The organism is Streptomyces sp. enrichment culture, assembly GCF_964273145.1.
Lineage (GTDB): Bacteria > Actinomycetota > Actinomycetes > Streptomycetales > Streptomycetaceae > Streptomyces.
The window spans coordinates 2319871-2343236 of sequence record NZ_OZ186873.1 but is presented as its reverse complement, the minus strand read 5'-3'; the positions used below and the strand labels follow the sequence as shown (position 1 = coordinate 2343236).

Here is a 23366-nt window from a genome sequence, read left to right as displayed (position 1 = left end):
TCGCCGGATGCGCGCCGGAGGCGTTCGCGGTCGACTCGGGCCATGAGCAGCGAACCGCCCCCCGGCTCCGGTCAGCAGCCGCCGGACGACGACCCGTTCAGGAAGCAGCCCCCACCACCCGGGGCGGGCGGCCCGGGCTCGCCGTACGACACCCCGTACGGCGGCGGCGAGCCCCCGCCGTACCCCGGCGGCCCGCAGGGCGGCGGTCCCTACGGCGGTGGCGGTGACCCGTACGGGGGCGGCCCCCACGGCGACCCGCTCGCCGGCATGCCCCCGCTCGCCGACAGCGGCAGGCGCACGCTCGCGCGGATCGTCGACATGATCCTGGTGGGAGCCGTGGTGTGGCTGCTCACCTGGGGGTTCGGCGTCGCCGAGTACCGGATGAACGAAGAGGAGATCGGGGTCGGCAACTCGCCCTGGCAGTCACTGATCGCCGCCGTGCTCTACATGGCGTACGACACCTTCCTGACCGCCCGGAAGGGGCAGACCCTCGGCAAGAAGTGGCTGGGCCTGCGGGTGGCCAACCTGGACGACGGCGCCACGCCCTCCGTGCAGAGTTCGCTGGTGCGCGCGGCGGTGCTGTGGATCCCGTTCGCGTTCTGCTGCGCCTGCGTCTGGACGATCATCTCCGGCGGCTGGAGTTTCTTCGACAAGCCCTACAAGCAGGGCCTGCACGACAAGGCGGCCAAGACGGTGGTGGTCGACGCCCGCTGACGGTCGTGAGGAGGCCCGCTCCCGCACCGGTTCGCCCGCTCCCCGCAGGGCCGCGGGCGCCGTCACCGGCTCCTGGGGGACGGGCCCCTCCGCCGCGGCCAGCGCGCCCGGGCCGGGAGCCACGACGGCGATGACGGCGGCGGTCGCGGCCGGGGCGCCGGCCTCGTCCCAAGTCGCCTGTGGCAGCGGCGGCATGGCGAGGGCCGAGAAGATCGCGGCGCACGAACCGCAGGCGAGCTGTGCGACGGTCGGACGGGGCACGGCCATCGTGTCCTCGGAAGGGGTGGAGGGGGAAGGACGGGCTGTCGGCCTGGCTTTCCGGTGTCTTCCGGGCGTTCCTCCCCCGACTCCGATCGCCTGCGCGCCCGAGGGGAACGGACGGCGAGCGCGACCTGGCCGGCAGTGCCGGCGCGCGAGGGGCGCACCGCATCACGTGTCCGCAAAACGAACAGCGACTCCGCATAGTGCAATTGATCTGTCCAAGTCAAGGTCTGTCTTTTCCCGCAAACCTCTAGTCAAATGTCGTCACTTGACTACGCGCGTTGATCGCGCGTGCGCGGACCGGTCACGTTCCCGTCCTCCTCCGCCGCACGCGCGGGACGCGGAGGAGGATCCCAAGTGACCAGAAGGCCCCTGACGTTCAGGGCGACGGCGACCGCCGTCGCCCTCGCCGCGGCCACCGCCACGCTCGTCGCCGCCCCGGTGGCGCAGGCCGCCCCGGCCGCCCCGCCGGCCGCCGTGGACAGCCGCGACCACGACCCGCACCCCGCCGAGGGCATGGAGTCCCACGACCTCGACGGCCCCCTCAGCAAGACCCGGGAGGCCCAGCGCCGAGAAGCCCTCGACCAGGTCATATCCGGCCGGACGACGGTCAAGGACCGCGAGGGGTCGAAGGTCGTCCGGCTCAAGGGCGAAAAGGGCGGCGGAAAGTACGTCGAGCTCGGCCGGGAGAAGACCGACCGGATCTTCACCATCCTGGTCGAGTTCGGCGAGAAGACGGACAGCCGCTACGGCGGCACGCCGGGCCCGCTGCACAACCAGATCGCCGCCCCGGACCGCGCCGAGGACAACTCCACGGCCTGGAAGGCGGACTACGACCGCGAGCACTACGAGGACCTGTACTTCGGCACCGGCGACGGCGTCGAGTCCGTCAAGAAGTACTACGAGAAGCAGTCCTCGGGCCGCTACTCGGTCGAGGGCGAGGTCTCCGACTGGGTCAAGGTCCCCTACAACGAGGCCCGTTACGGCAACAACGCCTGCGGCTCCACCAACTGCCCCAGCGTGTGGAACGTCGTCAGCGACGGCCTGGACGCCTGGGTCGCCCAGCAGAGGGCGGCCGGCCGCACCGACGCCGACATCAAGGCGGACGTGGCGAAGTTCGACGCGTGGGACCGCTACGACTTCGACGGCGACGGCGACTTCAACGAGCCCGACGGCTACATCGACCACTTCCAGATCGTGCACGCCGGCGAGGACGAGTCCGCGGGCGGCGGCGCCGAGGGCACCGACGCGATCTGGGCCCACCGCTGGTACGCCTTCGGCACCGACGCCGGCGCCACCGGCCCCGCCGGCAACAAGCTGGGCGGCGCGCAGATCGGCGACACCGGCGTCTGGGTCGGCGACTACACCATCCAGCCGGAGAACGGCGGACTCGGCGTCTTCGCCCACGAGTACGGCCACGACCTCGGCCTGCCCGACCACTACGACACCGCCGGCGGCGAGAACTCCACCGGCTTCTGGACGCTGATGTCCTCCGGTTCCTGGCTCGGCACCGGCCGCAACGAGATCGGCGACCTGCCCGGCGACATGACGGCCTGGGACAAGCTCCAGCTCGGCTGGCTGGACTACGACACGGCCAAGGCCGCCACGGCGTCGAAGCACAAGCTGGGCGTCGCCGAGTACAACACCAAGAACAAGCAGGCCTTGGTCGTCGAACTCCCCGACAAGACGGTCACCACCGAGATCGTCGCCCCCGCCCAGGGGCAGACCCAGTGGTGGAGCGGCAGCGGCGACGACCTCAAGAACACGCTGACCCGCTCCGTCGACCTCACCGGCCGGAAGTCCGCCGCCCTCACCCTCGACGGCTGGTACGACATCGAGGCCGGCTACGACTACCTCTACGCCGAGGTCTCCACCGACGGCGGTGCCAACTGGACCGCCCTGGACGGCACGGTGGACGGCCGGCCCCTGCCGCGTGACGGCAGCGACAAGCCGGCCCTGACCGGCAGCGTCGACGCCTACGCGCGCCTCGCGTACCCCCTGGACGCCTACGCCGGCAAGAAGATGGACCTCCGCTTCCGCTACCAGACCGACGGCGGCGTGGCCCTCAAGGGCTTCGCGGCGGACCGGATCACGGTGACGGCGGACGGCGCGACGCTCTTCGCCGACGACGCCGAGAGCGCGGACCCGGCCTGGACGGCGAGCGGCTTCACCCGCGTCGGCGCCTCCTTCACCAAGGACTACGCGCAGTACTACATCGCCGAGAACCGGCAGTACGTGTCGTACGACAGGACGCTGAGGACCGGCCCCTACAACTTCGGCTTCGCGTCCCGCCCGGACTGGGTGGAGCACTACCCGTACCAGAACGGCCTGCTGATCTGGAAGTGGGACACCTCCCAGGCGGACAACAACACCAGCGTCCACCCGGGCACCGGCCTGGTCCTGCCGGTCGACTCCCACCCGACCGCGCTGCGGTGGTCCGACGGCACGCTGATGCGCAACCGCGTCCAGGCCTACGACTCGCCGTTCAGCCTGTACGGCACGGACGGCATCACGCTCCACAAGGCGGACGTGGCGACCCGTGTCCCGTCCTCGAAGGGCGTGCCGGTCTTCAACGACCACACCAACGACTACTACGACGAGTCGAACCCCACCGGCGGTGTCGACATCACTGACACCAACACCAAGATCAAGATCGTCAAGGAGGCCCGGAACGGCTCCACGATCTCGGTCGAGGTCGGCCCCGCCGTGAAGTAATCGGTGTTTTCCCAGGTCAGAGCGTGATCGGCGGTGACCCCCTGGCGGGTCGCCGCCGATCCGTGTTTAGGTGCGTCCGTACTTCTCCTATTGACACCGGCTGACACGGGGGTACGACCGCATGGCCGCAGGAGGTTTCTGCAAGCTGCCGAACGGCTCGGTGGTGGTGGCGCTCAACCTGCCCAGCCCCGCCGCGGGCGGTCCCGAGGGGGGCCCTCCCCCCGGGGGAGTGCGCGTCCTCGTGCACGCCGCGAACCGGGCGCGCGCCCTGACCAGGCTGCGCAACCTCGGGCTGCGGGCGGTCTACCTGCGGGGCAACACCGCCCCGCCGACCCCGGACGAGGTCACGGCGGTCCTGCACCACCCGGACGGCCTCATATGGCGCACGGCCCCCGGTCACGGGGCGGTCGGCCCGGGCCAGGCCCAGGAGCTGTGGCACCCGATCCGCAGGCTGTTCGGACGTCCGGCGGCCCGGACCTGAGCCGCGGGGCCCGGACCCGGGCCGCGGGGTGCGGACCGGGTCCGCCGCCCTACTGGACGACCGGCTTCCCGGACAGTTCCACACCCGCCTCGCGCATCTCCTCCAGCGCCCGCTCGGTGGTCTCCCCGCCCACCCCGGCGGTGAGGTCCAGCAGGACCTGCGTGCGGAAGCCCTCGCGCACGGCGTCCAGGGCGGTGGCCCGTACACAGTGGTCGGTGGCGATGCCGACGACGTCGACCTCGTCGATCCCCCGGTCCCGCAGCCAGTCGGCGAGCGCCACCCCGTTCTCGTCCCTGCCCTCGAAGCCGCTGTAGGCCGCCGAGTAGGCCCCCTTGTCGAAGACGGCGTCGATCGCGCCGGAGGCGACGGCGGGGGCGAAGTTCGGATGGAAGCCGACGCCCTCCGTCCCGGCGACGCAGTGCGCGGGCCAGGAGCGGACGAAGTCGGGGTTGTCCGCGAAGTGGCCGCCGGGGGCGATGTGGTGGTCCCGGGTGGCCACGACGTGCCGGTAGCCGGCGGGTGCCTGTCCGATCAGCTCGGTGATGGCGGCGGCCACGTCGGCACCACCGGCCACCGGGAGGCTGCCCCCCTCGCAGAAGTCGTTCTGCACGTCTACGACGATCAAGGCGCGGCGCATGGTCGGTGTCCTTCGACTGTGGGGTCGGGGATGGGTCGGTGGCGGAGCCGGGAGCGGGCCGGGAGCGGAAGGGGCGCCCGCCCGGCCGGTGAACCGCCGAGCCTATGACCCTCCCGTGCGGTACGGGAGGGGTACGACGGGGCGGACGGGCGGCAGGGGCGGGCGTAGGGCGGGCGCACCCGCTCTAGCTACCCGAGCCGCCATGGACGTACTCCGTCGGAATGACGGGTTCCCCACGTGAGAGCTGGGTAGCGGAGAGCGGCAGGTTCGCGCGCGCGGCGGTGTGCCGCTCGCGTGCCGCGTCCAGCGGCTCCCGTGCGACCACCTCCCCGCCCTTGACCAGTTCCACCAGCAGCTGCCGGCCGGCCAGCTCCGCGGGCACCGGCCCGGTGCCGACCACCTCGGCCTCGGCGTACCCGTAGGAGTCCAGCCGCCGGGCCGCCCACTTGCGGCCCCCGACGGAGGCCTTGCCGCCGCTGGACCTCTTGGCCACCGGCACCAGCGGCGCCGCGGGGTCGTCGGACTCGGCACGGGCGACGAGCTTGTAGACCATGGAGGCCGTGGGGTGCCCGGAGCCGGTCACCAGCTGGGTGCCGACGCCGTAGGCGTCCACGGGCGCCGCCGCCAGCGAGGCGATGGCGTACTCGTCCAGGTCCGAGGTCACGATGATCTTCGTGTCGCGCGCGCCCAGCTCGTCGAGCTGCTGCCGCACCCGGTGCGCCACCAGCAGCAGGTCGCCGGAGTCGATCCGCACGGCGCCCAGTTCCGTGCCGGCGACCTCCACCGCGGTGCGGACCGCCTCGGCGACGTCGTAGGTGTCCACCAGCAGGGTGGTGCCCCGGCCCAGGGTCTCCACCTGCGCCCGGAAGGCGTCCCGCTCGCTGTCGTGCAGCAGCGTGAAGGCGTGGGCGGAGGTGCCGACGGTGGGGATGTTGTAGCGGAAGCCGGCCGCCAGGTCGGAGGTGGAGGCGAAGCCGCCGACGTAGGCGGCGCGGGCGGCGGCCACCGCGGACAGCTCGTGGGTGCGGCGGGCGCCCATCTCGATCAGCGGGCGGTCCCCGGCGGCGGAGGCCATGCGGGAGGCGGCGGCGGCGATCGCGGAGTCGTGGTTGAGGATCGACAGGATCACGGTCTCCAGCAGCACGCACTCGGCGAAGGAGCCCTCCACCCGCATGATCGGCGAGCCCGGGAAGTACACCTCGCCCTCGGGGTAGCCCCAGATGTCGCCGCCGAAGCGGTAGTCGGCGAGCCACGCCAGGGTGTCCTCGTCGACGATCTCGCACCGCCGCAGGAAGTCGAGGACGTCCGCGTCGAAGCGGAAGTTCTCCACCGCGTCCAGCACCCGGCCGGTGCCCGCGACGACGCCGTAGCGGCGCCCGTTGGGCAGCCGCCTCGTGAAGACCTCGAACACGCTCCGCCGCCCGGCCGTGCCCGCCTTCAGGGCGGCCTGCAGCATGGTCAGCTCGTACTGGTCCGTGAAGAGCGCCGTCGAGGGGACGTCCACCGGCAGCCCAAGGTCCGCTGTGTTCATGGCGAGAAATCGTACTCTCTTCCGTCCGTCATTTCGTCAGACTGACGATTTTCGGGTCCGTTTGTGCGAGTACCCCCCTGTGGTGGCAGCATGGGCCCTGTGACGGCAGCCGCACCCATGGAGATCGAGAAGACCGAGTCGGCGGAGGAGGCCTTCGCCGTACCCGAGCCCGACGTGCCGTGGGTGACGATCGTCCACAACGACCCCGTCAACCTCATGAGCTATGTGACGTACGTCTTCCAGACGTACTTCGGCTACTCCAGGGAGAAGGCCACCAAGCTCATGCTCGACGTCCACCACAAGGGCCGGGCGGTCGTCTCCAGCGGAACGCGCGAGGAGATGGAGCGCGATGTGCAGGCCATGCACGGCTACGGTCTGTGGGCCACCCTCCAGCAGGACCGGAAGTAGCGAACCCCCTCCATGCCAGGACACTTCGAACCGCTCCCCGGCGGCGGCGCGGCCGTCGCCCTCGACGACGTCGAGATCTCCATCATCCGGTCGCTGGCCGTGCAGCTCCTGGAGCTGATCGGCCCCGGCCCCGCCGAGGACGCGCCGGACGACCCGCTCGCCGAGCTCTTCGCCGACGGTCCGAGCGAGCCGCCCTCCGATCCGGTCCTGCGGCGCCTGTTCCCCGACGCCTACACCGATCCGGAGCGGGCGCCCGCCTCGGCGCGGGAGGCGGAGGAGCGGCGCGCGTACTCCGCCGAGTTCCGCCGCTACACCGAGAACGACCTGCGCGCCGGCAAGCGCGACAACGCCCTGGCGGTGATCCGGGCCCTGGACGCGCTGGCCGCGGACGCGGCGGGCGAGGGCGGGGCCGTGCTGAAGCTGTCCCCGCAGGAGTCCCGGCGGTGGCTGGGCGCCCTCAATGACCTGCGTCTGGCGATCGGCGCCCGTCTGGAGATCACCGACGAGGACGACACCGACGTGTTCTACCGGCTCCCCGACGAGGACCCGCGCAAGCCGATGGTGATGGCGTACCTGTGGCTGGGCGGCCTCCAGGAGACGCTGGTCTCCACGCTGATGCCCTGAGGGACCGGTCCCTCAGGGCCTCCGTACCCGCCGTGCGGATGTTTTCGATCCGTTTCCCGTTCGCTCACAGGACGCTCAGATCCGAATAACGATCCGGTCACCGCGGAAAAACCGTATGCACATCCGTGCGCCCTTTGTCCGTATCTATATGTGATATGTATCACGCTGCTCCCGTCGATCAGTGCGACGGCCGTGATAAATCTTCACGACCACCCCGCGTGCGCCACCCCTGTGCGCGGGGGGCGCCACCACGCCGGCGGATCGCCGGTTCGGCACAGCTCCATCCACATCCGGGGGGATCGTGACCCGATCCGGGGCCGCCGCGACGGCTCGGATCGCCATGGAGAAAGGCGCACATCCATGACCTCAGCGCAGGTCGACGACAAGCACCACGACGGCAATGAGGCCGCGCCGGCGGACGGCGGCGAGGGGTACCAGCGGGGGCTCGGCGCCCGTCAGATCCAGATGATCGCCATCGGCGGTGCCATCGGCACCGGCCTGTTCCTCGGCGCGGGCAAGGGCATCTCCAAAGCGGGACCCAGCCTGATCCTGGCGTACGCCATCGCGGGCTTCGTCATCTTCCTCATCATGCGGGCGCTCGGCGAACTGCTGCTGTACCGTCCGGTGTCCGGCTCCTTCTCGGACTACGCGCGCGAGTTCATCGGCCCCTTCGCGGGCTTCGTGACCGGCTGGACGTACTGGCTGTTCTGGGTCGTCACCGGCATCACCGAGGTCACCGCCGCGGCCGCCTACATGACGTACTGGTGGGACATCCCGCAGTGGCTGTCCGCCCTGATCTTCACGATCGTCCTCTACGGCGCGAACCTGATCTCCGTGAAGCTCTTCGGCGAGCTGGAGTTCTGGTTCTCCATGGTCAAGGTCACCGCGATCATCGGCATGATCCTGATCTGCGCGGGCATCCTAACCCTCGGCTTCTCCGACGCCGGCGACACCGCCTCCCTGTCCCACCTGTGGAACCAGGGCGGCTTCTTCCCCAACGGCATCGGCGAGACGCTGATGACCCTGCAGATGGTCATGTTCGCCTTCCTCGCCGTCGAACTGGTCGGCGTCACCGCGGGCGAGTCCAAGGACCCCAGGACCGTCCTGCCCAAGGCCATCAACACCGTGCCGTGGCGCATCGCCGTCTTCTACGTCGGCGCGCTCATCATGATCCTGTCGGTCGTGCCGTGGACGCACTTCCAGCCGGGCGTCAGCCCCTTCGTGGCCGCCTTCGAGAAGATGGGCCTGGCCGCGGGCGCGGGCATCGTCAACTTCGTCGTCCTCACCGCCGCCCTGTCCTCCTGCAACTCCGGCATGTACTCCACCGGCCGCATGCTGCGCGACCTCGCGCTCAACAGCCAGGGCCCGAAGCTCTTCACCAGGCTGACCTCCAGCGGCACCCCGCTCGTCGGCACCACCTTCTCCGCCGCGCTGATGATGGTGGGCGTCTGGATCAACTACCAGTGGCCCGGCAAGGCGTTCGACTACGTCGTCTCCTTCGCCACCATCTCCGGCATGTGGGCGTGGATCGTCATCCTCGTCTGCCAGATCCGCTACCGCGCCAAGGCCGACCGCGGCGAGCTGCCGCGCTCGGAGTTCCGCGCGCCGGGCGCCCCGTACACGAGCTGGTTCGCGCTCGCGTTCATCGCCATGGTGATCGTGATGATGGGCATCGACAAGGACGCCCGCATCTCCCTGTACTGCGCGCCGCTGTGGGGTCTGATCCTCGGCGTCGCCTACTGGGTGCTCAAGCGCCGCAACCCCGAGGCCGCCGCCTTCCGCAAGCGCTGACGCCCTCCCGGACGCGTCCGGCCCGCGGGAACGCCCGGGCGTTCCCGCAGGCTGCCGCTCAGGGCGTCCGGCATATGGGCCGTTCCGTACCATCCCTCGGTACGGGACGGCCCTTCTGCTTATCCTGGCCGACATGCTGACCATCACCCAGGCCCTGTACGACCAGATCGTCGCCCACGCGCGCGAGGACCACCCCGACGAGGCGTGCGGCGTGATCGCGGGCCCCGTGGGGGCGGGCCGCCCCGAGCGCTTCATCCCGATGCTGAACGCCGCCCGCTCGCCCACCTTCTACGAGTTCGACTCCCAGGACCTGCTCAAGCTCTACCGCGAGATGGACGACCGCGACGAGGAGCCGGTCGTCATCTACCACTCCCACACCGCCACCGAGGCCTACCCCTCCCGCACCGACATCTCCTACGCCAACGAGCCCGGCGCCCACTACGTCCTCGTCTCCACCGCGGACACCGACGGCGTCGGCGAATTCCAGTTCCGCTCGTTCCGGATCGTCGAGGGAGAGGTCACGGAGGAGGAGGTCAAGGTGGTGGAGTCGTACTGACCGCCCCCTCGGTCTCGAACTGCGGATGAAGGATGTCCGAAGAGTGAGATTGCCTTCCGGGGGGTGGACCGGGAATCGATACGATGTGCACATGGTTCTTCTCGACGTGAGCGAAAAGACGCCGGGCACGCTGCTCGTGGCGCGGCTGCACGTCGACCTGTGCAGGCTGAACAGCGCCATCTGTTGACACACCCCTGCCGCCGTACGGCTGTCGGCCGCCGCGGCGTGCCACCGTGCGCCGCCGCGCGCCCCTCTCGAACCTCCGACACCTCCCGACAGGAGCCCTGAGCCATGGCCATCGAGGTCCGCATCCCGACCATCCTCCGCCAGTACACCGACGGCCAGAAGGCGGTGGAAGGCAACGGGAACACCCTCGCCGAGCTCTTCGCCGACCTCGACACCCGCCACGCGGGCATCCAGGACCGCATCGTGGACGGCGGTCAGCTGCGCCGCTTCGTCAACGTCTACCTCAACGACGAGGACGTCCGCTTCCTCGACGGCATCGACACCAAGCTGACCGACGGCGACAACGTCACGATCCTGCCGGCCGTGGCCGGCGGTATGGCCTGAGCCCCATGCGTTACGACTCCCCGCTCGCCGCGGTCGGCAACACCCCCCTGGTGCGCTTGCCGCGGCTGTCGCCCTCCGACGACGTCCGCATCTGGGCCAAGCTGGAGGACCGCAACCCCACCGGCTCGGTCAAGGACCGCCCGGCCCTGCACATGATCGAGCAGGCGGAGAAGGACGGCCGCCTCACCCCCGGCTGCACCATCCTGGAACCCACCAGCGGCAACACCGGCATCTCGCTGGCCATGGCCGCCAAGCTCAAGGGCTACCGCATGGTGTGCGTGATGCCCGAGAACACCTCCCAGGAACGCCGGGACCTGCTCGGCATGTGGGGGGCGGAGATCATCTCCTCCCCGGCCGCGGGCGGCTCCAACACCGCCGTGCGGGTCGCCAAGGAACTGGCCGCCCAGCACCCCGACTGGGTCATGCTCTACCAGTACGGCAACCCGGACAACGCCGGCGCCCACTACGCCACGACCGGCCCCGAGATCCTCGCCGACCTGCCCTCCGTCACGCACTTCGTCGCGGGCCTCGGCACCACCGGCACCCTCATGGGCGTCGGCCGCTACCTGCGCGAGCACAAGCCGGACATCCAGATCGTCGCCGCCGAACCCCGCTACGACGACCTCGTGTACGGCCTGCGCAACCTCGACGAGGGCTTCGTGCCCGAGCTGTACGACGCCTCCGTCCTCACCACCCGCTTCTCCGTCGGCTCCGCCGACGCCGTCACCCGCACCCGCGAACTCCTCCAGCAGGAAGGGATCTTCGCGGGCGTCTCCACCGGCGCCGCCCTGCACGCCGCCATCGGCGTCGGCAGGAAGGCCCTCAAGGCCGGACAGAGCGCGGACATCGTGTTCGTCGTCGCCGACGGCGGCTGGAAGTACCTGTCCACCGGGGTCTACACCGCCGCCACCACCGAGGAGGCCATCGAGACCCTCCAGGGCCAGCTCTGGGCCTGAAGGCCGTCCCGCCTCACGCCGCCAGGTGACGGACCCGGTCCCACAGGGCCGGGTCCACCGCCCCCACCCGCCGCCGGAAGTCCCGCAGCGGGACCTCCCGCAGCTCGTCGGTCTCCAGGAAACCGGTCCGCCCCCGCGCGTCCCCGACCGCACCCGGCGGCAGCGCGATCACTCCGGGCCGCTCGCCCCGGTACCGGCTGGTGATCTTCGCGACCAGCGCCCGCCGCCCGTGCACCGCGATCACCAGGCACGGCCGGTCCTTCGCCCCCGCCCGGTCCTCGAACGGCACGGCCGCCCACCAGATCTCCGCCGGCCGCGGCCGGGCACCCCGCGCCCCCCGCTCCGCCGGACGGCCCGGCGGCCCGGAGCGCCCCGCCGGGCGCCGCCGCCGGCCGTCCACGAGCGCGACGACGAGCGCGAGCACCACCGCCGCCGCCGCGAGCGCCGGCCACCAGGACGTGTCCATGCGACGACCGTACCGGCGCGCGTCCCCGCCGCGCGCCCCCGCACCGGCTCCGGGCGCCCCGCATCCAGCCGAACCGGTGACACCACAGGTGAGTTCGCACACAACGGCCCCTGGCAGAGGAGCGACAGAAGGTTTCGCGCCTTACGCTCGACGGACCGCACGACCCCCGTCTCTTCCCATCCGCCAGCGGAGGTTTCTGCTTCATGAAGCTCACCGTCGTCGGCTGCTCGGGGTCGTTCCCGTCCGCGGAATCGGCCTGCTCGAGCTACCTCGTCGAGGCCGACGGCTTCCGGCTGCTCCTCGACATGGGCAACGGCGCCCTGGGCGAGTTGCAGCGCCACTGCGGTCTCTACGACCTCGACGCGATCTTCCTCAGCCACCTGCACGCCGACCACTGCATCGACATGTGCGCCTACTTCGTGGCGCGCTACTACCGGCACGACGGCGGCCGCTGCGCCCCCCTGCCCGTCTACGGACCTGAGGGCACCGAACACCGGCTGACCACCGCCTACGCCGACACCCCCACCGCCTCCTCCATGAGCGAGGTCTTCGACTTCCACACGGTCAAGCCGGGCATCTTCGAGATCGGCCCGTTCACCGCGCACACCGACCGCGTCGCCCACCCCGTGGAGGCCTACGGCATCCGCGTCGAACACGGCGGCGCGTCGCTCACCTACTCCGGCGACACGGGAGTGAGCCCCGCACTGGACGAACTCGCCCGCGACGCCGACCTGTTCCTGTGCGAGGCCGCCTTCACGCACGGGAAGGAGAACATCCCCGACCTGCACCTCAACGGCCGCGAGGCCGGCGAGACCGCGGCCCGCGCCCGCGCCCGCCGCCTGGTCCTCACCCACATCCCCCCGTGGACCGACCCCCAGGTCAACCTGGCCGACGCCCGCGCGGTCTTCCGGGGGCCGGTGGAACTGGCGGTGCCGGGGGCCTCGTACGAGATCTGACACGTGGGAAGGCCGCCGGAGCGGTGAACGCTCCGGCGGCCTTCATCGTGTCCGGGGACGACGGGGACTCACGCCTTCGTGAGGTCCTCGACCTCCTCCTCGGGCTCGCGGCCCGGGGTGGGCAGGTTGAACTTGACGATCGCGAACCGGAAGGCCGCGTAGTAGATCACCGCGAAGACCAGACCGATCGGAATGATCAGCCAAGGCTTGGTCGCCAGGTGCCAGTTGAGCACGTAGTCGATGAAGCCCGCCGAGAAGTTGAAGCCGGCGTGCACGCCCAGGCCCCAGGTGACCGCCATCGACACGGCGGTGAGCGCCGCGTGCAGCACGTACAGCACCGGTGCGATGAACATGAACGAGAACTCGATCGGCTCGGTCACACCCGTGACGAACGACGTCAGCGCCAGGGACACCATCATGCCGAGGACCACCTTGCGGCGCTCGGGACGGGCGCAGTGCGCGATGGCGAGCGCGGCGGCCGGCAGGCCGAACATCATGATCGGGAAGAAGCCGGACTGGAACAGGCCGGCGGAGGGGTCCCCGGCCAGGAACCGGGTGATGTCACCGTGCACGACCTCGCCGGAGGCGTCCTTGAAGTCACCGAGCTGGAACCAGGCGACGGTGTTGACGAACTGGTGCATGCCGATCGGGATGAGGCCGCGGTTCACCGCGCCGAAGAGGGCCGCGCCGCCCGCGCCCAGGCCGGTCATCCACTCGCCGAAGTTCGAGATGCCCTCACCGATGGGCTCCCAGACCAGACCGAAGAAGACACCGACGACGATGCCGACGAACGCCATGATGATCGGCACCAGCCGGCGTCCGTTGAAGAAGCCCAGCCAGTCCACCAGCTTCGTCCGGTGGAATCGCTGCCACAGCACGGCCGCGAGCAGACCCATGACGATGCCGCCGAGCACCCCGGGATCGTTGTACGTCGCGGCGACGTCCTCGCCCTCCTTCACCACCGCCTCGGTGACGGGGAAGGCCTCCAGGACCTTGCTGTAGACCAGGAAGCCGACCACGGCCGCCAGGGCCGTGGAGCCGTCCGCCTTCTTGGCGAAGCCGATGGCCACGCCTATGCAGAACAGCAGCGGCAGCGAGCCGGTCAGCGCCCCGCCCGCGTTGTCGAACACGGCGGCGACCTTGTCCCACCCCAGGCCGTCCTTGCCGAAGATGTCGTCCTGGCCGAGCCGGACCATGATGCCCGCCGCCGGCAGTACGGCGATCGGGAGCTGCAAGCTGCGGCCGACCTTCTGCAGGCCCTGGAAAAGGCCCGATCCCCGCTTCTTCGCGGGGGCCGCCGTCGCGGTGGCGGTGCTCATACTTCCTCCATCGTGGTGGTCTACACCACCCAGTGGTGTAGACCTGTTGTAGCACGATGGAGGGTGTGTAAGGAACCCGTGATCCCAGCGACGGAGGCGTCACCCGCCGTACCCGGCGGGCGGCGCGCCGAAGGCCTCCGGAGCCGGTGTCCGGGGGCCTTGCGCGACCGGGAGAGGGCGGACCGGAGCTACCCCTTCGCCACGTCCTCCACTTCCTCCTCCGGCTCCCGCCCCGGCGTCTTCAGGTCGAACCTCGTGATCGCGAACCGGAACACCGCGTAGTACACGGCCGCGAAACACAACCCGATCGGGATGATCAGCCACGGACGCGTCGCCAGATTCCAGTTGATCACATAGTCGATCAGTCCCGCCGAGAAACTGAAACCGTCCTTCACCCCCAGCCCCCACGTCACCGCCATCGACACCCCCGTCAGCACCGCGTGCATCGCGTACAGCGCCGGCGCGACGAACAGGAACGAGTACTCCAGCGGCTCCGTGATCCCCGTGACGAACGACGTCAGCGCCACCGACAGCATCAGGCCGCCCACCTCCTTGCGGCGGTGCGGCTTCGCGCAGTGCGTGATCGCCAGTGCCGCCGCCGGCAGCGCGAACATCATGATCGGGAAGAAGCCGGAGGTGAACTGCCCCGCGTCCGGGTCGCCCGCCAGGAACATGTTGATGTCGCCGTGCACGGTCGGACCGCCCGGCTTGGTGTAACTGCCGAACTGGAACCAGACCGGCACGTTCAGGAACTGATGCAGACCGATCACCAGCAGCGCCCGGTTGGCCAGACCGAACACGCCCGCACCCCACGCGCCCAGCCCCCGCAGCCAGTCGCTGAAGCCCTCCAGCGCGTCCCCGATCGGCGGCCACACCCACAGGCACAGCGCCGCGAACAGGATCGCCGCGAACGCCATGACGATCGGCACCAGCCGGCGTCCGTTGAAGAACCCCAGCCAGTCCACCAGCCTCGTCCGGTGGTAGCGCTGCCAGAGGAACGCCGTCATCAACCCGAGGACGATCCCGCCGAACACCCCCGGATTCTGGTACGTGAAAGCCGTCATCGTGCCGTCCGCCAGCCGGCAGCCCGCGTCCGGCACCGCCTCGGACCCCTCGGGGCAGGCCCGCGGGAACTGGCGCAGCACGTTGAAGTAGACGAGGAACCCCGCCACCGCCGCCAGCGCCGTCGACCCGTCGGCCTTCTTCGCCATGCCGATCGCCACGCCCACGCAGAACAGCAGCGGCAGCCCCAGCGACCCGTCCAGCAGTGCCCCGCCCGCCCCCATCAGCACCTTGGAGACGTTCGTCCACCCCAGCCCGTCCTCCCCGAAGACGTCCGGCTGCCCCAGCCGGTTCAGGATGCCCGCGGCCGGCAGTACGGCGATCGGCAGCTGGAGGCTGCGGCCCATCTTCTGCAAACCCTGGAACAAGCTGTTCCACCGGGTGCGAGCGGGGCCGGCCACGCTGTCGGCACTCATCCGGTCTCCATCCGGTCCGATCCGGTCTGCTGGAACAGGGGAGGCGGTTTGGCGGCCGTCCGACTGGTGGTGTAGACCAGTTGGCGACGGTTCCGCTGTCGTGACGCCATCATTCGGTACGCACCGCATGACTGCTCGCGAAGATGGGCCGATTGTGGGTTACTGCGACAAAGCGGCTCGGATCAGGGAGAAAGAACATGGCCAGCAAGGCTGAGAAGATCGTCGCCGGGCTCGGCGGCATCGACAACATCGAAGAGGTCGAGGGCTGCATCACCCGCCTCCGCACCGAGGTCGTCGACCCCTCGCTGGTCGACGAAGCCGCCCTGAAGGCCGCCGGTGCCCACGGCGTCGTCAAGATGGGCACCGCCATCCAGGTCGTCATCGGCACCGACGCCGACCCGATCGCCGCGGACATCGAAGACATGATGTGAGCCCCGCCGGGCCCGACGGCCCGCCCGCTCACCCCCGAAGGGGCCCCTCCGCACCGCGGGAGGGGCCCCTTCCGCACACCCCGCTAGGCTCACCCGCATGTCACGCATCGACGGCCGCACCCCCGACCAGCTCCGCCCCGTCACCATCGAACGCGGCTGGAGCAAACACGCCGAAGGCTCCGTCCTCGTCTCCTTCGGCGACACCAAGGTCCTCTGCACCGCCTCCGTCACCGAGGGCGTCCCCCGCTGGCGCAAAGGCAGCGGCGAGGGCTGGGTCACCGCCGAGTACTCCATGCTGCCCCGCGCCACCAACACCCGCGGCGACCGCGAATCCGTCAAGGGCAGGATCGGCGGACGCACCCACGAGATCAGCCGCCTCATCGGCCGCTCCCTGCGCGCCGTCATCGACTACAAGGCCCTCGGCGAGAACACCATCGTCCTCGACTGCGACGTCCTCCAGGCCGACGGCGGCACCCGCACCGCCGCCATCACCGGCGCCTACGTCGCCCTCGCCGACGCCGTCGCCTGGGCCCAGGCCAAGAAGATCGTCCGCCCCGGCCGCCGCCCCCTCACCGGCACCGTCAGCGCCGTCTCCGTCGGCATCGTCGCCGGCACCCCCATGCTCGACCTCTGCTATGAAGAAGACGTACGCGCCGAAACCGACATGAACGTCGTCTGCACCGGCGACGGACGCTTCGTCGAGGTCCAGGGCACCGCCGAGGCCCAGCCCTTCGCCCGCGGTGAACTCGACGCCCTCCTCGACCTCGCCGTCGCCGGCTGCACCGACCTCGCCACCCTCCAGCGCACGGCACTGGACACCGTCCTCGCCGACTGAGGGGCACCCCGAGCGCACGCCGGGAAAGGCGGCCGGGCACGCAACTCGGCCGCCCCCGGCCGCGTCCCTACGCATACGGACACATCCCGCACCACTCGAACGGAAGGACCGCACCCATGGCCGCGACCCGACGCCGCAGCCGCCGCACCGCCACCGCCGCCGCGGCCCTGGCCGTCACCGCGCTCACCACCGCCCTCGCCACCGGCTGCGACGCCGTCGACAAGGCACTCGACTGCGTCCAGACCGCCGACGCCATCGCCGACAGCGTCACCGAACTCCAGCAGGCCGCCGAGGACACCGCCAACGACCCCACCCGGCTCCGGGAATCCCTCGACTCCATCGAGAAGAACCTCGACAAGATCGGCGACAGGACCGACAACGCCGACGTCAACAAGGCCGTCGACGACCTCGGCAAGGCCGTCGACGGCGTCCGCACCGCCGTCGAGAACGGCGACCCCACCCCCGACGTCAGCCCCGTCACCGACGCGGCCGGCGAACTCACCAAGGTCTGCACGCCGTGAGCGGGGCGTCACGGGGCCCGGAATACTGGGCCCCATGAACCGCCTGATCCTCGCCACCCGCAACGCCGGAAAGATCACCGAACTGAAGGCCATCCTGGCCGAGGCCGGTCTGCCCCACGAACTCGTCGGCGCCGACGCCTTCCCCGACGTCCCCGACGTCAAGGAGACCGGCGTCACCTTCGCCGAGAACGCCCTCCTCAAGGCCCACGCCCTCGCCCGGGCCACCGGCCTGCCCGCCGTCGCCGACGACTCCGGCCTCTGCGTCGACGTCATGAACGGCGCCCCCGGCATCTTCTCCGCCCGCTGGGCCGGCCGCCACGGCGACGACAAGGCCAACCTCGACCTCCTCCTCGCCCAGCTCTCCGACATCGCCGACGAGCACCGGGGGGCGCACTTCGCCTGCGCCGCCGCCCTCGCCCTGCCCGACGGCACGGAACGGGTCGTCGAGGGCCGGCTGCGCGGCGTCCTGCGCCACGAGCCCGCCGGCTCCGGCGGCTTCGGCTACGACCCGATCCTCCAGCCGGAGGGCGAGACCCGCACCTGCGCGGAACTGACCGCGGACGAGAAGAACGCGATCAGCCACCGGGGGAAGGCGTTCCGGGCCCTGGTGCCGGTGGTGCGGGAGCTGCTGGGCTGAGCGACGGCTCAGGGGGCCACCCGACCGGGTGGCCCCCTGAATCCGGTGGGCCCGGTGGGACTCGAACCCACGACACACCGGACCTAAACCGGCGCCCTCTGGCCAGCTGGGGTACGGGCCCTCAACCGGGCCTACTCTACTGGGCGCTGCGGGGACGCGCGGCGGCCTCCTCCCCGCGGGTGCGCCGCTGCCGCTCCGTCCCGTGGGGGCTCAGATGCCCAGGTCCTTGATGATCTTGGCTACGTGGCCGGTCGCCTTGACGTTGTACAGCGCCCGCTCGACCTTGCCCTCCTCGTCCACGATCACCGTGGAGCGGATGACGCCGGTGACGGTCTTGCCGTAGAGCTTCTTCTCGCCGTAGGCGCCGTACGCCTCCAGGACGGACTTGTCCGGGTCGGCGAGGAGGGTGACCTTCAGGGACTCGGCGTCGCGGAACCTGGCCAGCTTCTCGGGCTTGTCGGGGGAGACGCCGATGACGTCGTAGCCGGCGCCGGCCAGGAGGTCGAGGTTGTCCGTGAAGTCGCAGGCCTGCTTCGTGCAGCCCGGAGTGAGGGCGGCGGGGTAGAAGTAGACGATGACCTTGCGGCCCTTGTGGTCGGAGAGGGACACCTCGTTGCCGTCGGCGTCCTGGAGGGTGAAGGCGGGGGCCACGTCCCCGGGCTGCAGTCGCTCGCTCATCGATCCAGCGTAACCGGGGGTGCTGACCGTGCGGTGCGGCGGGAAGCTGACAGACTGTCCAGAACAGCATCAGCTTCACTTCGGAGGCCGTACGGTGGCGGACACGTCGGACACCAGAACCCCGGCGCAGATCGAGGCGGACATCAAGCGCCGTCGCGAGGTGCTGGCCGAGACGCTCGACGAGATCGGGGTGCGGGTGCACCCCCAGACGATCATGGGGGACGCGAAGGCCAAGGTCGTCGCCGACATCGACCGCACGCTCGGGCGGGCGTACGTCGGCGTCAATCGTGTGGTCAGCGATGTGAAGGCGCGGTTCGTGGACGAGGAGGGGTCGCCCCGGCTGGAGCGGGTCGTGCCCGTGGCCCTGGTCGTGGTCGGGGTCGTGGGACTGCTCGCCCTCGGTTCCCGGCGCCGCAAGGGCTGAGGGGCCGGGTTTCGGGGCACCCACCCGTCCAGGCAGTCGGCGAAGGCAGGTAGGTTCAGGGCGTGAGCGCCAACAGAAACGAGCACAGCACCCATCACGACAAGCTGCCCATCCGGATGCTGCACGACCGCGTACTCGTGCGGCAGGACACGAGTGAGGGCGAGCGGCGTTCCGGGGGCGGCATCCTGATTCCCGCCACGGCGGCGGTCGGCCGTCGGCTGGCCTGGGCCGAGGTGGTCGCGGTGGGGCAGAACGTACGGACCGTGGAGCCGGGCGACCGGGTCCTGTTCGATCCGGAGGACCGGGCCGAGGTCGAGGTGCGGGGCATCGCGTACGTGCTGATGCGCGAGCGCGATCTGCACGCCGTGGCCGCGGACCGGTTCGAGGGGTCGGAGGACTCGACGGGCCTGTACCTCTAGACCGACCGGATCGGCCACCTTGTGATTCGACGGTTCCCAAGGGGCGAAGGGGCTGGTGACCAAGGCCACCAGCCCCTTCGCCCTTTCCTTGCTACCGTGGGATCACCCGACGAGACGCGCCGTACCGGGTGAAGGCAAAGACGACGCACCCCCGTTCAGTTCGCCGTGCGGTTTCTTCGGAGGTGTCGTCGTGGCCTGGGTCCTGCTGATCGTCGCGGGTCTGCTCGAGGTCGGCTGGTCGATCGGGATGAAGTACACCGACGGCTTCACCCGCCTCGTCCCCAGCCTGTTCACCGGTGCCGGCATCGTCGCCAGCATGGTGCTGCTGTCGTACGCCGCCCGCACCCTGCCCATCGGTACCGCCTACGGCGTGTGGGTCGGCATCGGCGCGGCCGGTGCGGCGGTGCTCGGCATGGTGGTGCTGGGGGAGCCGGCGACCGCCGCCCGGATCTTCTTCATCTGCCTGCTGCTGGTCGCCGTCGTGGGACTGAAGGCGACCTCCGGACACTGACCTCCGGTCACCGGCCGGTCGATCGCCGACCGGCCGGCCGGTGACCGGTCACGGCCGGCGGGTCGCGAGGGGCGGGACCGCGCCCGTCGCCGGGCCGGTGCCGCCCTCCCCGGTCCCGTCGTCCCCCGTGCCGCTGCCGGGGGCGCCGGTGGCGCCGCCGTCCCCGGTCGGGGTGTCCGGGGCCCCGGTCGCGCCGTCACCCGCCGTGCCGTCGGTCGCGCCGTCGCCCGCCGTGCCGTCGGTCGCGCCGTCGCCCGCGGTGCCGCTGTCGGCGCCGCTGCGGTCCGGGGAGGGGCTGGCGCCGCCGGGCTCGCCGGACGGAGCGCCGGTGCCGGAGGGCTCGGACGGGTCCTCGCCGGCGGAGGGATCGGCGGGCAGGGGCTGGACGGCCCCGGCGCCGGCCTGGAGCCGGAGGTCGAAGTCGCGGACCGGCTCGCCCTCGAGCGCGTCCCGGGTGTACTGGGCCCAGATCTCCGTGGGGGCCCCGCCGCCGTTGATGCGCGGCAGGCCCATCACGCCGTACAGCGACTTGTGCTCGGCGGTGACGGGGTCCTGGCCCATGACGGCGACGACGGTGGCCAGGTCGGGGGTGTAGCCCGCGAACCAGGCCGCCCGGTCCTCCTCCGCGGTGCCGGTCTTGCCCGCGGCGGGGCGGCCGGCGGCCTGGGCGGCGGTGGCGGTGCCGTTCTGGACGACGCTGCGCAGGACGGAGGTGGTGGTGTCGGCGGCCTGGCGGCTGACGGCCTGGCGTTCCTTCCGGTCGGGCAGGGGGATCTCCTGCCTGCCGTCCTTGGTGATCTTCTCGACGAGGGTGTAGGTGCCGTGCTCGCCGTGGTTGGCGAGGGTGGCGTACGCCTCGGCCATGTCGAGGACGCTGGCGGTCGCCGTGCCCAGCGCGATGGACGGGCTCGGGTACATGTTGGGGGTGTCGGCGGGCAGGCCGAGGTCGACCGCGGTCTGCTTGACCTTGTCGGAACCGACGTCGACGGCCATCTGCGCGTAGACGGCGTTCACGGACTTGTCGGTGGCCTCGCGGACGGTGATGCCGCCGTAGGAGTGCTGGTCCTCGTTCTCGGGGGCGTAGTAGCCGCCGCTCCAGCCCTGGACGGGCCGCTTGTTGGTGCCGTCGTAGACGGTGTTCGGGGTGATCGGGCGGCCGTCCTGGGTGCGGGAGCCGTTCTCGACGGCCGCGGTGAACACGAACGGCTTGAAGGTGGAGCCGACCTGGAAGTCGCGGCGGGTGGCGTTGGGGGTGTACTGCTTGACGTAGTCGATGCCGTTGTACATCGCGACGACCTTGCCGGTCCTCGGGTCGACGGAGGCGCCGCCCGCGCGGACGTAGGTGTCGACCTCGCGGTCCTTGTCGAGCTTGGACATCAGGTTGTCGTCGACGGCCTTGACGAAGGCGTCCTGCTTGTCCTTCTGCAGGGTGGTGGTGATGCGGTAGCCGCCCGCGTCGAGGGACTCCTGGTCGACGATCTTGTTCTCGACCAGGTAGTCCGTGACGATCTGGACGATGTAGCCGCGCTGTCCGGACAGGCCGGTGGAGACGGTGGTCTCCTTCGGCATGGGGAACTCCATGCCCTTGCGCTCGGAGGCGCTGAGCCAGCCCTTCTCGACCATGCCGTCCAGGACGTAGTTCCAGCGGCTCTTGGCGGCGGCCGTGTTCTCGGGGTGGGCGACGACGTCGTACTGGCTGGGCGCGTTCACCAGCGCGGCGAGGTAGGCGCCGCGGGCCGCGTCGAGGTCGGCGGCGTCCACGCCGTAGTAGGCCTGGGCGGCGGCCTGGACGCCGTAGGCGTTGCGGCCGAAGTAGCTGGTGTTGAGGTAGCCCTCCAGGATCTCGTCCTTGGTCTTCTCGCGGTCGAGCTTGATCGCGATGAAGAACTCCTTCAGCTTGCGGGTGAGGGTCTGCTCCTGGCCCAGGTAGTAGTTCTTCACGTACTGCTGGGTGATGGTCGAGCCGGACTGCTTCCCCTTGCCGGTGGCGGTGTTCCAGGCGGCGCGGACCATCGCCTTGGGGTCGACGGCGGACTCGGTGTAGAAGTCGCGGTCCTCGGCGGCCAGTACGGCGTGCTGGGCGTCCTTGGAGATCTGGGAGAGGCCGACGCTCTCGCGGTTGACCTCGCCGTCGCGGGCGAGCTGGCTTCCGTCGGCGTACAGGAAGACGTTGCTCTGCTTGGTGGCGAGCGCGTTGGCGGGCGGGATCTTCACCATCGAGTAGCCGAGGAAGAGGCCGCCGGCCAGCAGCAGAAGGCCGACGACGCAGGTGGTCAACACCATGCGCCAGGTGGGGAACAGCCGGCGCCAGCCGGTGCGCCTGCGTTTGGGCGGCTTGGTGCCCCCGGGTTCGTCGGCCGCCTGGGGCGCTCCCGGTGCCCAGCCCTTCATCGGCTGCTGCGGCTGCGGCTCGTCGCTCATGTCGTGCACGGACTCCTGTTTTCGCGTCGTACGTCTCCGTACGGCCTCGTACGCCAAATGCGTCCCCCGGTGAAGACTCTCGCACCGCGCGTTCCGTTCCCGGTGACCGGCATCCCCCCCCCGGAAATTCCGTGGCTCACCGGTGTCCGGCGCACTAGGCTCCTGCGCTTCGGTGCCCGGTGGGCGAGGAGGGATGCGGGGTGGGTGCGGGACGGTTGTACGCGGCCGTCGCAGCGGGGTGCTTCCGACGGTACGCGACGTATCGGGCCGCCACTGCGGCCGGGGTCTTCACCAACACCGTCTTCGGGCTGATCCTGGTGTACGCCTATCTGGCCCTGTGGGCGGAGAAGCCGCAGCTCGGAGGGTACGACCAGGCGCAGGCCGTCACGTACGTGTGGCTGGGGCAGGCGTTCTTGGCGACGCTGGCGCTCGGGGGCGGCGGCGTCGAGGACGAGCTGATGGAACGCGTCCGTACGGGTGATGTCGCGATCGACCTGTACCGGCCCGCCGATCTGCAGGTGTGGTGGCTGGCCGCCGATCTGGGGCGGGCGCTGTTCCAGCTGCTGGGGCGGGGGGTGGTGCCGTTCGCGGTGGGGGCGCTGTTCTTTCCGGTGGAGCTGCCCGGGGAGGCGCTGGCCTGGATGGCGTTCCTGGTCGCCGTGGTGCTGGCGATGGTGGTGAGTTTCGCGATCCGGTTCCTGGTGGCGCTGTCGGCGTTCTGGCTGATGGACGGGACGGGGGTGCAGTACCTGGCGTGGATGGCCTCGTTCTTCTGCTCGGGGATGCTGCTGCCGCTGAACGTCTTCCCGGGGGTGCTCGGGGAGGTCGTGCGGGTGCTGCCGTGGTCGTCGCTGCTGCAGGGGCCGGCGGACGTGCTGCTGGGGGAGGCCGACCCGCTGGGGACGTACGCCTTCCAGGCCGGGTGGGCGGTGGCGCTGCTGGCGGTGGGGCGGCTGGTGCAGTCGGCGGCGACGCGGCGGGTGGTGGTGCAGGGTGGGTGAGACGGACGTGCGGCCCCGCGGGGGC

The 23366-nt window shown here is 70.8% G+C and carries 26 protein-coding genes, 1 tRNA gene and 1 riboswitch; of the genes, 19 read left to right on the top strand and 8 right to left on the bottom strand.

The features are described 5' to 3' along the window. Positions 1-42: 42 nt before the first annotated feature. From ACSU6Z_RS10600 to ACSU6Z_RS10590, 3 genes are all read left to right on the top strand, one after another. Entirely contained in the window at positions 43-714 is a 672-nt protein-coding gene (locus ACSU6Z_RS10600) for an RDD family protein (RefSeq protein ID WP_437044712.1), read from the top strand. Positions 715-1332: 618 nt separating this feature from the next. Then, positions 1333-3690, top strand: a complete 2358-nt coding sequence (locus tag ACSU6Z_RS10595; RefSeq protein WP_437044711.1) for an immune inhibitor A domain-containing protein — start codon at positions 1333-1335, stop codon at positions 3688-3690. A gap of 121 nt (positions 3691-3811) precedes the next feature. Beyond that, on the top strand, positions 3812-4171 hold the full coding sequence (locus tag ACSU6Z_RS10590; RefSeq protein ID WP_437044710.1) for a hypothetical protein: 360 nt from the start codon (positions 3812-3814) through the stop codon (positions 4169-4171). A gap of 49 nt (positions 4172-4220) precedes the next feature. On the opposite strand, the gene ACSU6Z_RS10585 is transcribed toward ACSU6Z_RS10590, so the two are convergent. Together ACSU6Z_RS10585 and ACSU6Z_RS10580 are read right to left on the bottom strand one after the other, a co-directional pair. Beyond that, positions 4221-4808 carry a nicotinamidase gene (locus ACSU6Z_RS10585; protein ID WP_437044709.1) on the bottom strand — a complete coding sequence of 196 codons (588 nt, stop codon included), beginning with the start codon at positions 4806-4808 and terminating at the stop codon, positions 4221-4223. Positions 4809-4992: 184 nt separating this feature from the next. Further along, positions 4993-6339 (bottom strand): nicotinate phosphoribosyltransferase, encoded by a 1347-nt coding sequence (locus ACSU6Z_RS10580; protein ID WP_437044708.1) that lies wholly within the window; start codon positions 6337-6339, stop codon positions 4993-4995. 90 nt (positions 6340-6429) lie between these two features. On the opposite strand from ACSU6Z_RS10580, the gene clpS reads away from it, so the two are divergent. The 7 genes from clpS to ACSU6Z_RS10545 all read left to right on the top strand — a co-directional run bounded on the left by clpS (position 6430) and on the right by ACSU6Z_RS10545 (position 11244). Further along, a complete protein-coding gene (clpS, locus tag ACSU6Z_RS10575) occupies positions 6430-6747 on the top strand; it encodes an ATP-dependent Clp protease adapter ClpS (protein WP_437044707.1) in 318 nt (105 codons plus the stop codon). 12 nt (positions 6748-6759) lie between these two features. Beyond that, positions 6760-7371, top strand: a complete 612-nt coding sequence (locus ACSU6Z_RS10570) for a DUF2017 domain-containing protein (RefSeq protein WP_437044706.1) — start codon at positions 6760-6762, stop codon at positions 7369-7371. Positions 7372-7731: 360 nt separating this feature from the next. Next, the gene (locus ACSU6Z_RS10565; RefSeq protein WP_437044705.1) at positions 7732-9162 is read left to right on the top strand and encodes an amino acid permease; all 1431 of its coding nucleotides are present in this window, start codon (positions 7732-7734) and stop codon (positions 9160-9162) included. 133 nt (positions 9163-9295) lie between these two features. Further along, positions 9296-9718 (top strand): Mov34/MPN/PAD-1 family protein, encoded by a 423-nt coding sequence (locus tag ACSU6Z_RS10560; protein ID WP_437044704.1) that lies wholly within the window; start codon positions 9296-9298, stop codon positions 9716-9718. Positions 9719-9809: 91 nt separating this feature from the next. Next, entirely contained in the window at positions 9810-9905 is a 96-nt protein-coding gene (locus ACSU6Z_RS10555) for a putative leader peptide (RefSeq protein ID WP_437044703.1), read from the top strand. A gap of 104 nt (positions 9906-10009) precedes the next feature. Then, positions 10010-10288, top strand: a complete 279-nt coding sequence (locus ACSU6Z_RS10550) for a MoaD/ThiS family protein (RefSeq protein WP_437044702.1) — start codon at positions 10010-10012, stop codon at positions 10286-10288. Positions 10289-10293: 5 nt separating this feature from the next. Then, on the top strand, positions 10294-11244 hold the full coding sequence (locus ACSU6Z_RS10545; protein WP_437019216.1) for a PLP-dependent cysteine synthase family protein: 951 nt from the start codon (positions 10294-10296) through the stop codon (positions 11242-11244). Positions 11245-11257: 13 nt separating this feature from the next. Here ACSU6Z_RS10545 and ACSU6Z_RS10540 read toward each other — a convergent pair whose 3' ends face one another. Continuing rightward, on the bottom strand, positions 11258-11710 hold the full coding sequence (locus ACSU6Z_RS10540; protein ID WP_437044701.1) for a type II toxin-antitoxin system PemK/MazF family toxin: 453 nt from the start codon (positions 11708-11710) through the stop codon (positions 11258-11260). Between the two features lie 203 nt (positions 11711-11913). Here ACSU6Z_RS10540 and ACSU6Z_RS10535 point away from each other — a divergent pair, with 203 nt between their 5' ends. Continuing rightward, positions 11914-12666, top strand: a complete 753-nt coding sequence (locus ACSU6Z_RS10535; protein WP_437044700.1) for an MBL fold metallo-hydrolase — start codon at positions 11914-11916, stop codon at positions 12664-12666. 68 nt (positions 12667-12734) lie between these two features. On the opposite strand, the gene ACSU6Z_RS10530 is transcribed toward ACSU6Z_RS10535, so the two are convergent. Together ACSU6Z_RS10530 and ACSU6Z_RS10525 are read right to left on the bottom strand one after the other, a co-directional pair. Further along, a complete protein-coding gene (locus tag ACSU6Z_RS10530) occupies positions 12735-13985 on the bottom strand; it encodes a PTS transporter subunit EIIC (protein ID WP_437044699.1) in 1251 nt (416 codons plus the stop codon). Positions 13986-14173: 188 nt separating this feature from the next. Then, a complete protein-coding gene (locus ACSU6Z_RS10525) occupies positions 14174-15463 on the bottom strand; it encodes a PTS transporter subunit EIIC (protein ID WP_437044698.1) in 1290 nt (429 codons plus the stop codon). A gap of 197 nt (positions 15464-15660) precedes the next feature. Here ACSU6Z_RS10525 and ACSU6Z_RS10520 point away from each other — a divergent pair, with 197 nt between their 5' ends. The 4 genes from ACSU6Z_RS10520 to rdgB all read left to right on the top strand — a co-directional run bounded on the left by ACSU6Z_RS10520 (position 15661) and on the right by rdgB (position 17887). Beyond that, positions 15661-15894, top strand: coding sequence for a PTS glucose/sucrose transporter subunit IIB (locus tag ACSU6Z_RS10520; RefSeq protein ID WP_351898403.1), 234 nt, complete (start codon positions 15661-15663; stop codon positions 15892-15894). Positions 15895-15991: 97 nt separating this feature from the next. Then, positions 15992-16729, top strand: coding sequence for a ribonuclease PH (gene rph / locus ACSU6Z_RS10515; RefSeq protein ID WP_437044697.1), 738 nt, complete (start codon positions 15992-15994; stop codon positions 16727-16729). A 116-nt stretch (positions 16730-16845) separates the two neighbouring features. Beyond that, positions 16846-17250, top strand: a complete 405-nt coding sequence (locus ACSU6Z_RS10510; RefSeq protein ID WP_437044696.1) for a hypothetical protein — start codon at positions 16846-16848, stop codon at positions 17248-17250. A 34-nt stretch (positions 17251-17284) separates the two neighbouring features. Continuing rightward, entirely contained in the window at positions 17285-17887 is a 603-nt protein-coding gene (gene rdgB / locus ACSU6Z_RS10505; protein WP_437044695.1) for an RdgB/HAM1 family non-canonical purine NTP pyrophosphatase, read from the top strand. Between the two features lie 46 nt (positions 17888-17933). On the opposite strand, the gene ACSU6Z_RS10500 is transcribed toward rdgB, so the two are convergent. Both ACSU6Z_RS10500 and bcp read right to left on the bottom strand, forming a co-directional pair. Continuing rightward, positions 17934-18008, bottom strand: a tRNA-Leu gene (locus ACSU6Z_RS10500). Positions 18009-18097: 89 nt separating this feature from the next. Next, entirely contained in the window at positions 18098-18565 is a 468-nt protein-coding gene (gene bcp / locus ACSU6Z_RS10495) for a thioredoxin-dependent thiol peroxidase (protein ID WP_437044694.1), read from the bottom strand. Between the two features lie 94 nt (positions 18566-18659). Here bcp and ACSU6Z_RS10490 point away from each other — a divergent pair, with 94 nt between their 5' ends. From ACSU6Z_RS10490 to ACSU6Z_RS10480, 3 genes are all read left to right on the top strand, one after another. Further along, a complete protein-coding gene (locus tag ACSU6Z_RS10490) occupies positions 18660-18989 on the top strand; it encodes a DUF3618 domain-containing protein (RefSeq protein WP_437044693.1) in 330 nt (109 codons plus the stop codon). A 62-nt stretch (positions 18990-19051) separates the two neighbouring features. Then, the gene (locus ACSU6Z_RS10485; RefSeq protein ID WP_168374468.1) at positions 19052-19408 is read left to right on the top strand and encodes a GroES family chaperonin; all 357 of its coding nucleotides are present in this window, start codon (positions 19052-19054) and stop codon (positions 19406-19408) included. Positions 19409-19487: 79 nt separating this feature from the next. Continuing rightward, positions 19488-19558: riboswitch (guanidine-III (ykkC-III) riboswitch) on the top strand. Positions 19559-19598: 40 nt separating this feature from the next. After that, entirely contained in the window at positions 19599-19919 is a 321-nt protein-coding gene (locus tag ACSU6Z_RS10480) for a DMT family transporter (protein WP_437044692.1), read from the top strand. A gap of 48 nt (positions 19920-19967) precedes the next feature. Here ACSU6Z_RS10480 and ACSU6Z_RS10475 read toward each other — a convergent pair whose 3' ends face one another. Then, positions 19968-22340, bottom strand: a complete 2373-nt coding sequence (locus ACSU6Z_RS10475; protein WP_437044691.1) for a transglycosylase domain-containing protein — start codon at positions 22338-22340, stop codon at positions 19968-19970. Between the two features lie 200 nt (positions 22341-22540). Here ACSU6Z_RS10475 and ACSU6Z_RS10470 point away from each other — a divergent pair, with 200 nt between their 5' ends. Continuing rightward, positions 22541-23341 (top strand): ABC transporter permease, encoded by an 801-nt coding sequence (locus tag ACSU6Z_RS10470; RefSeq protein ID WP_437044690.1) that lies wholly within the window; start codon positions 22541-22543, stop codon positions 23339-23341. Positions 23342-23366: the final 25 nt, after the last annotated feature.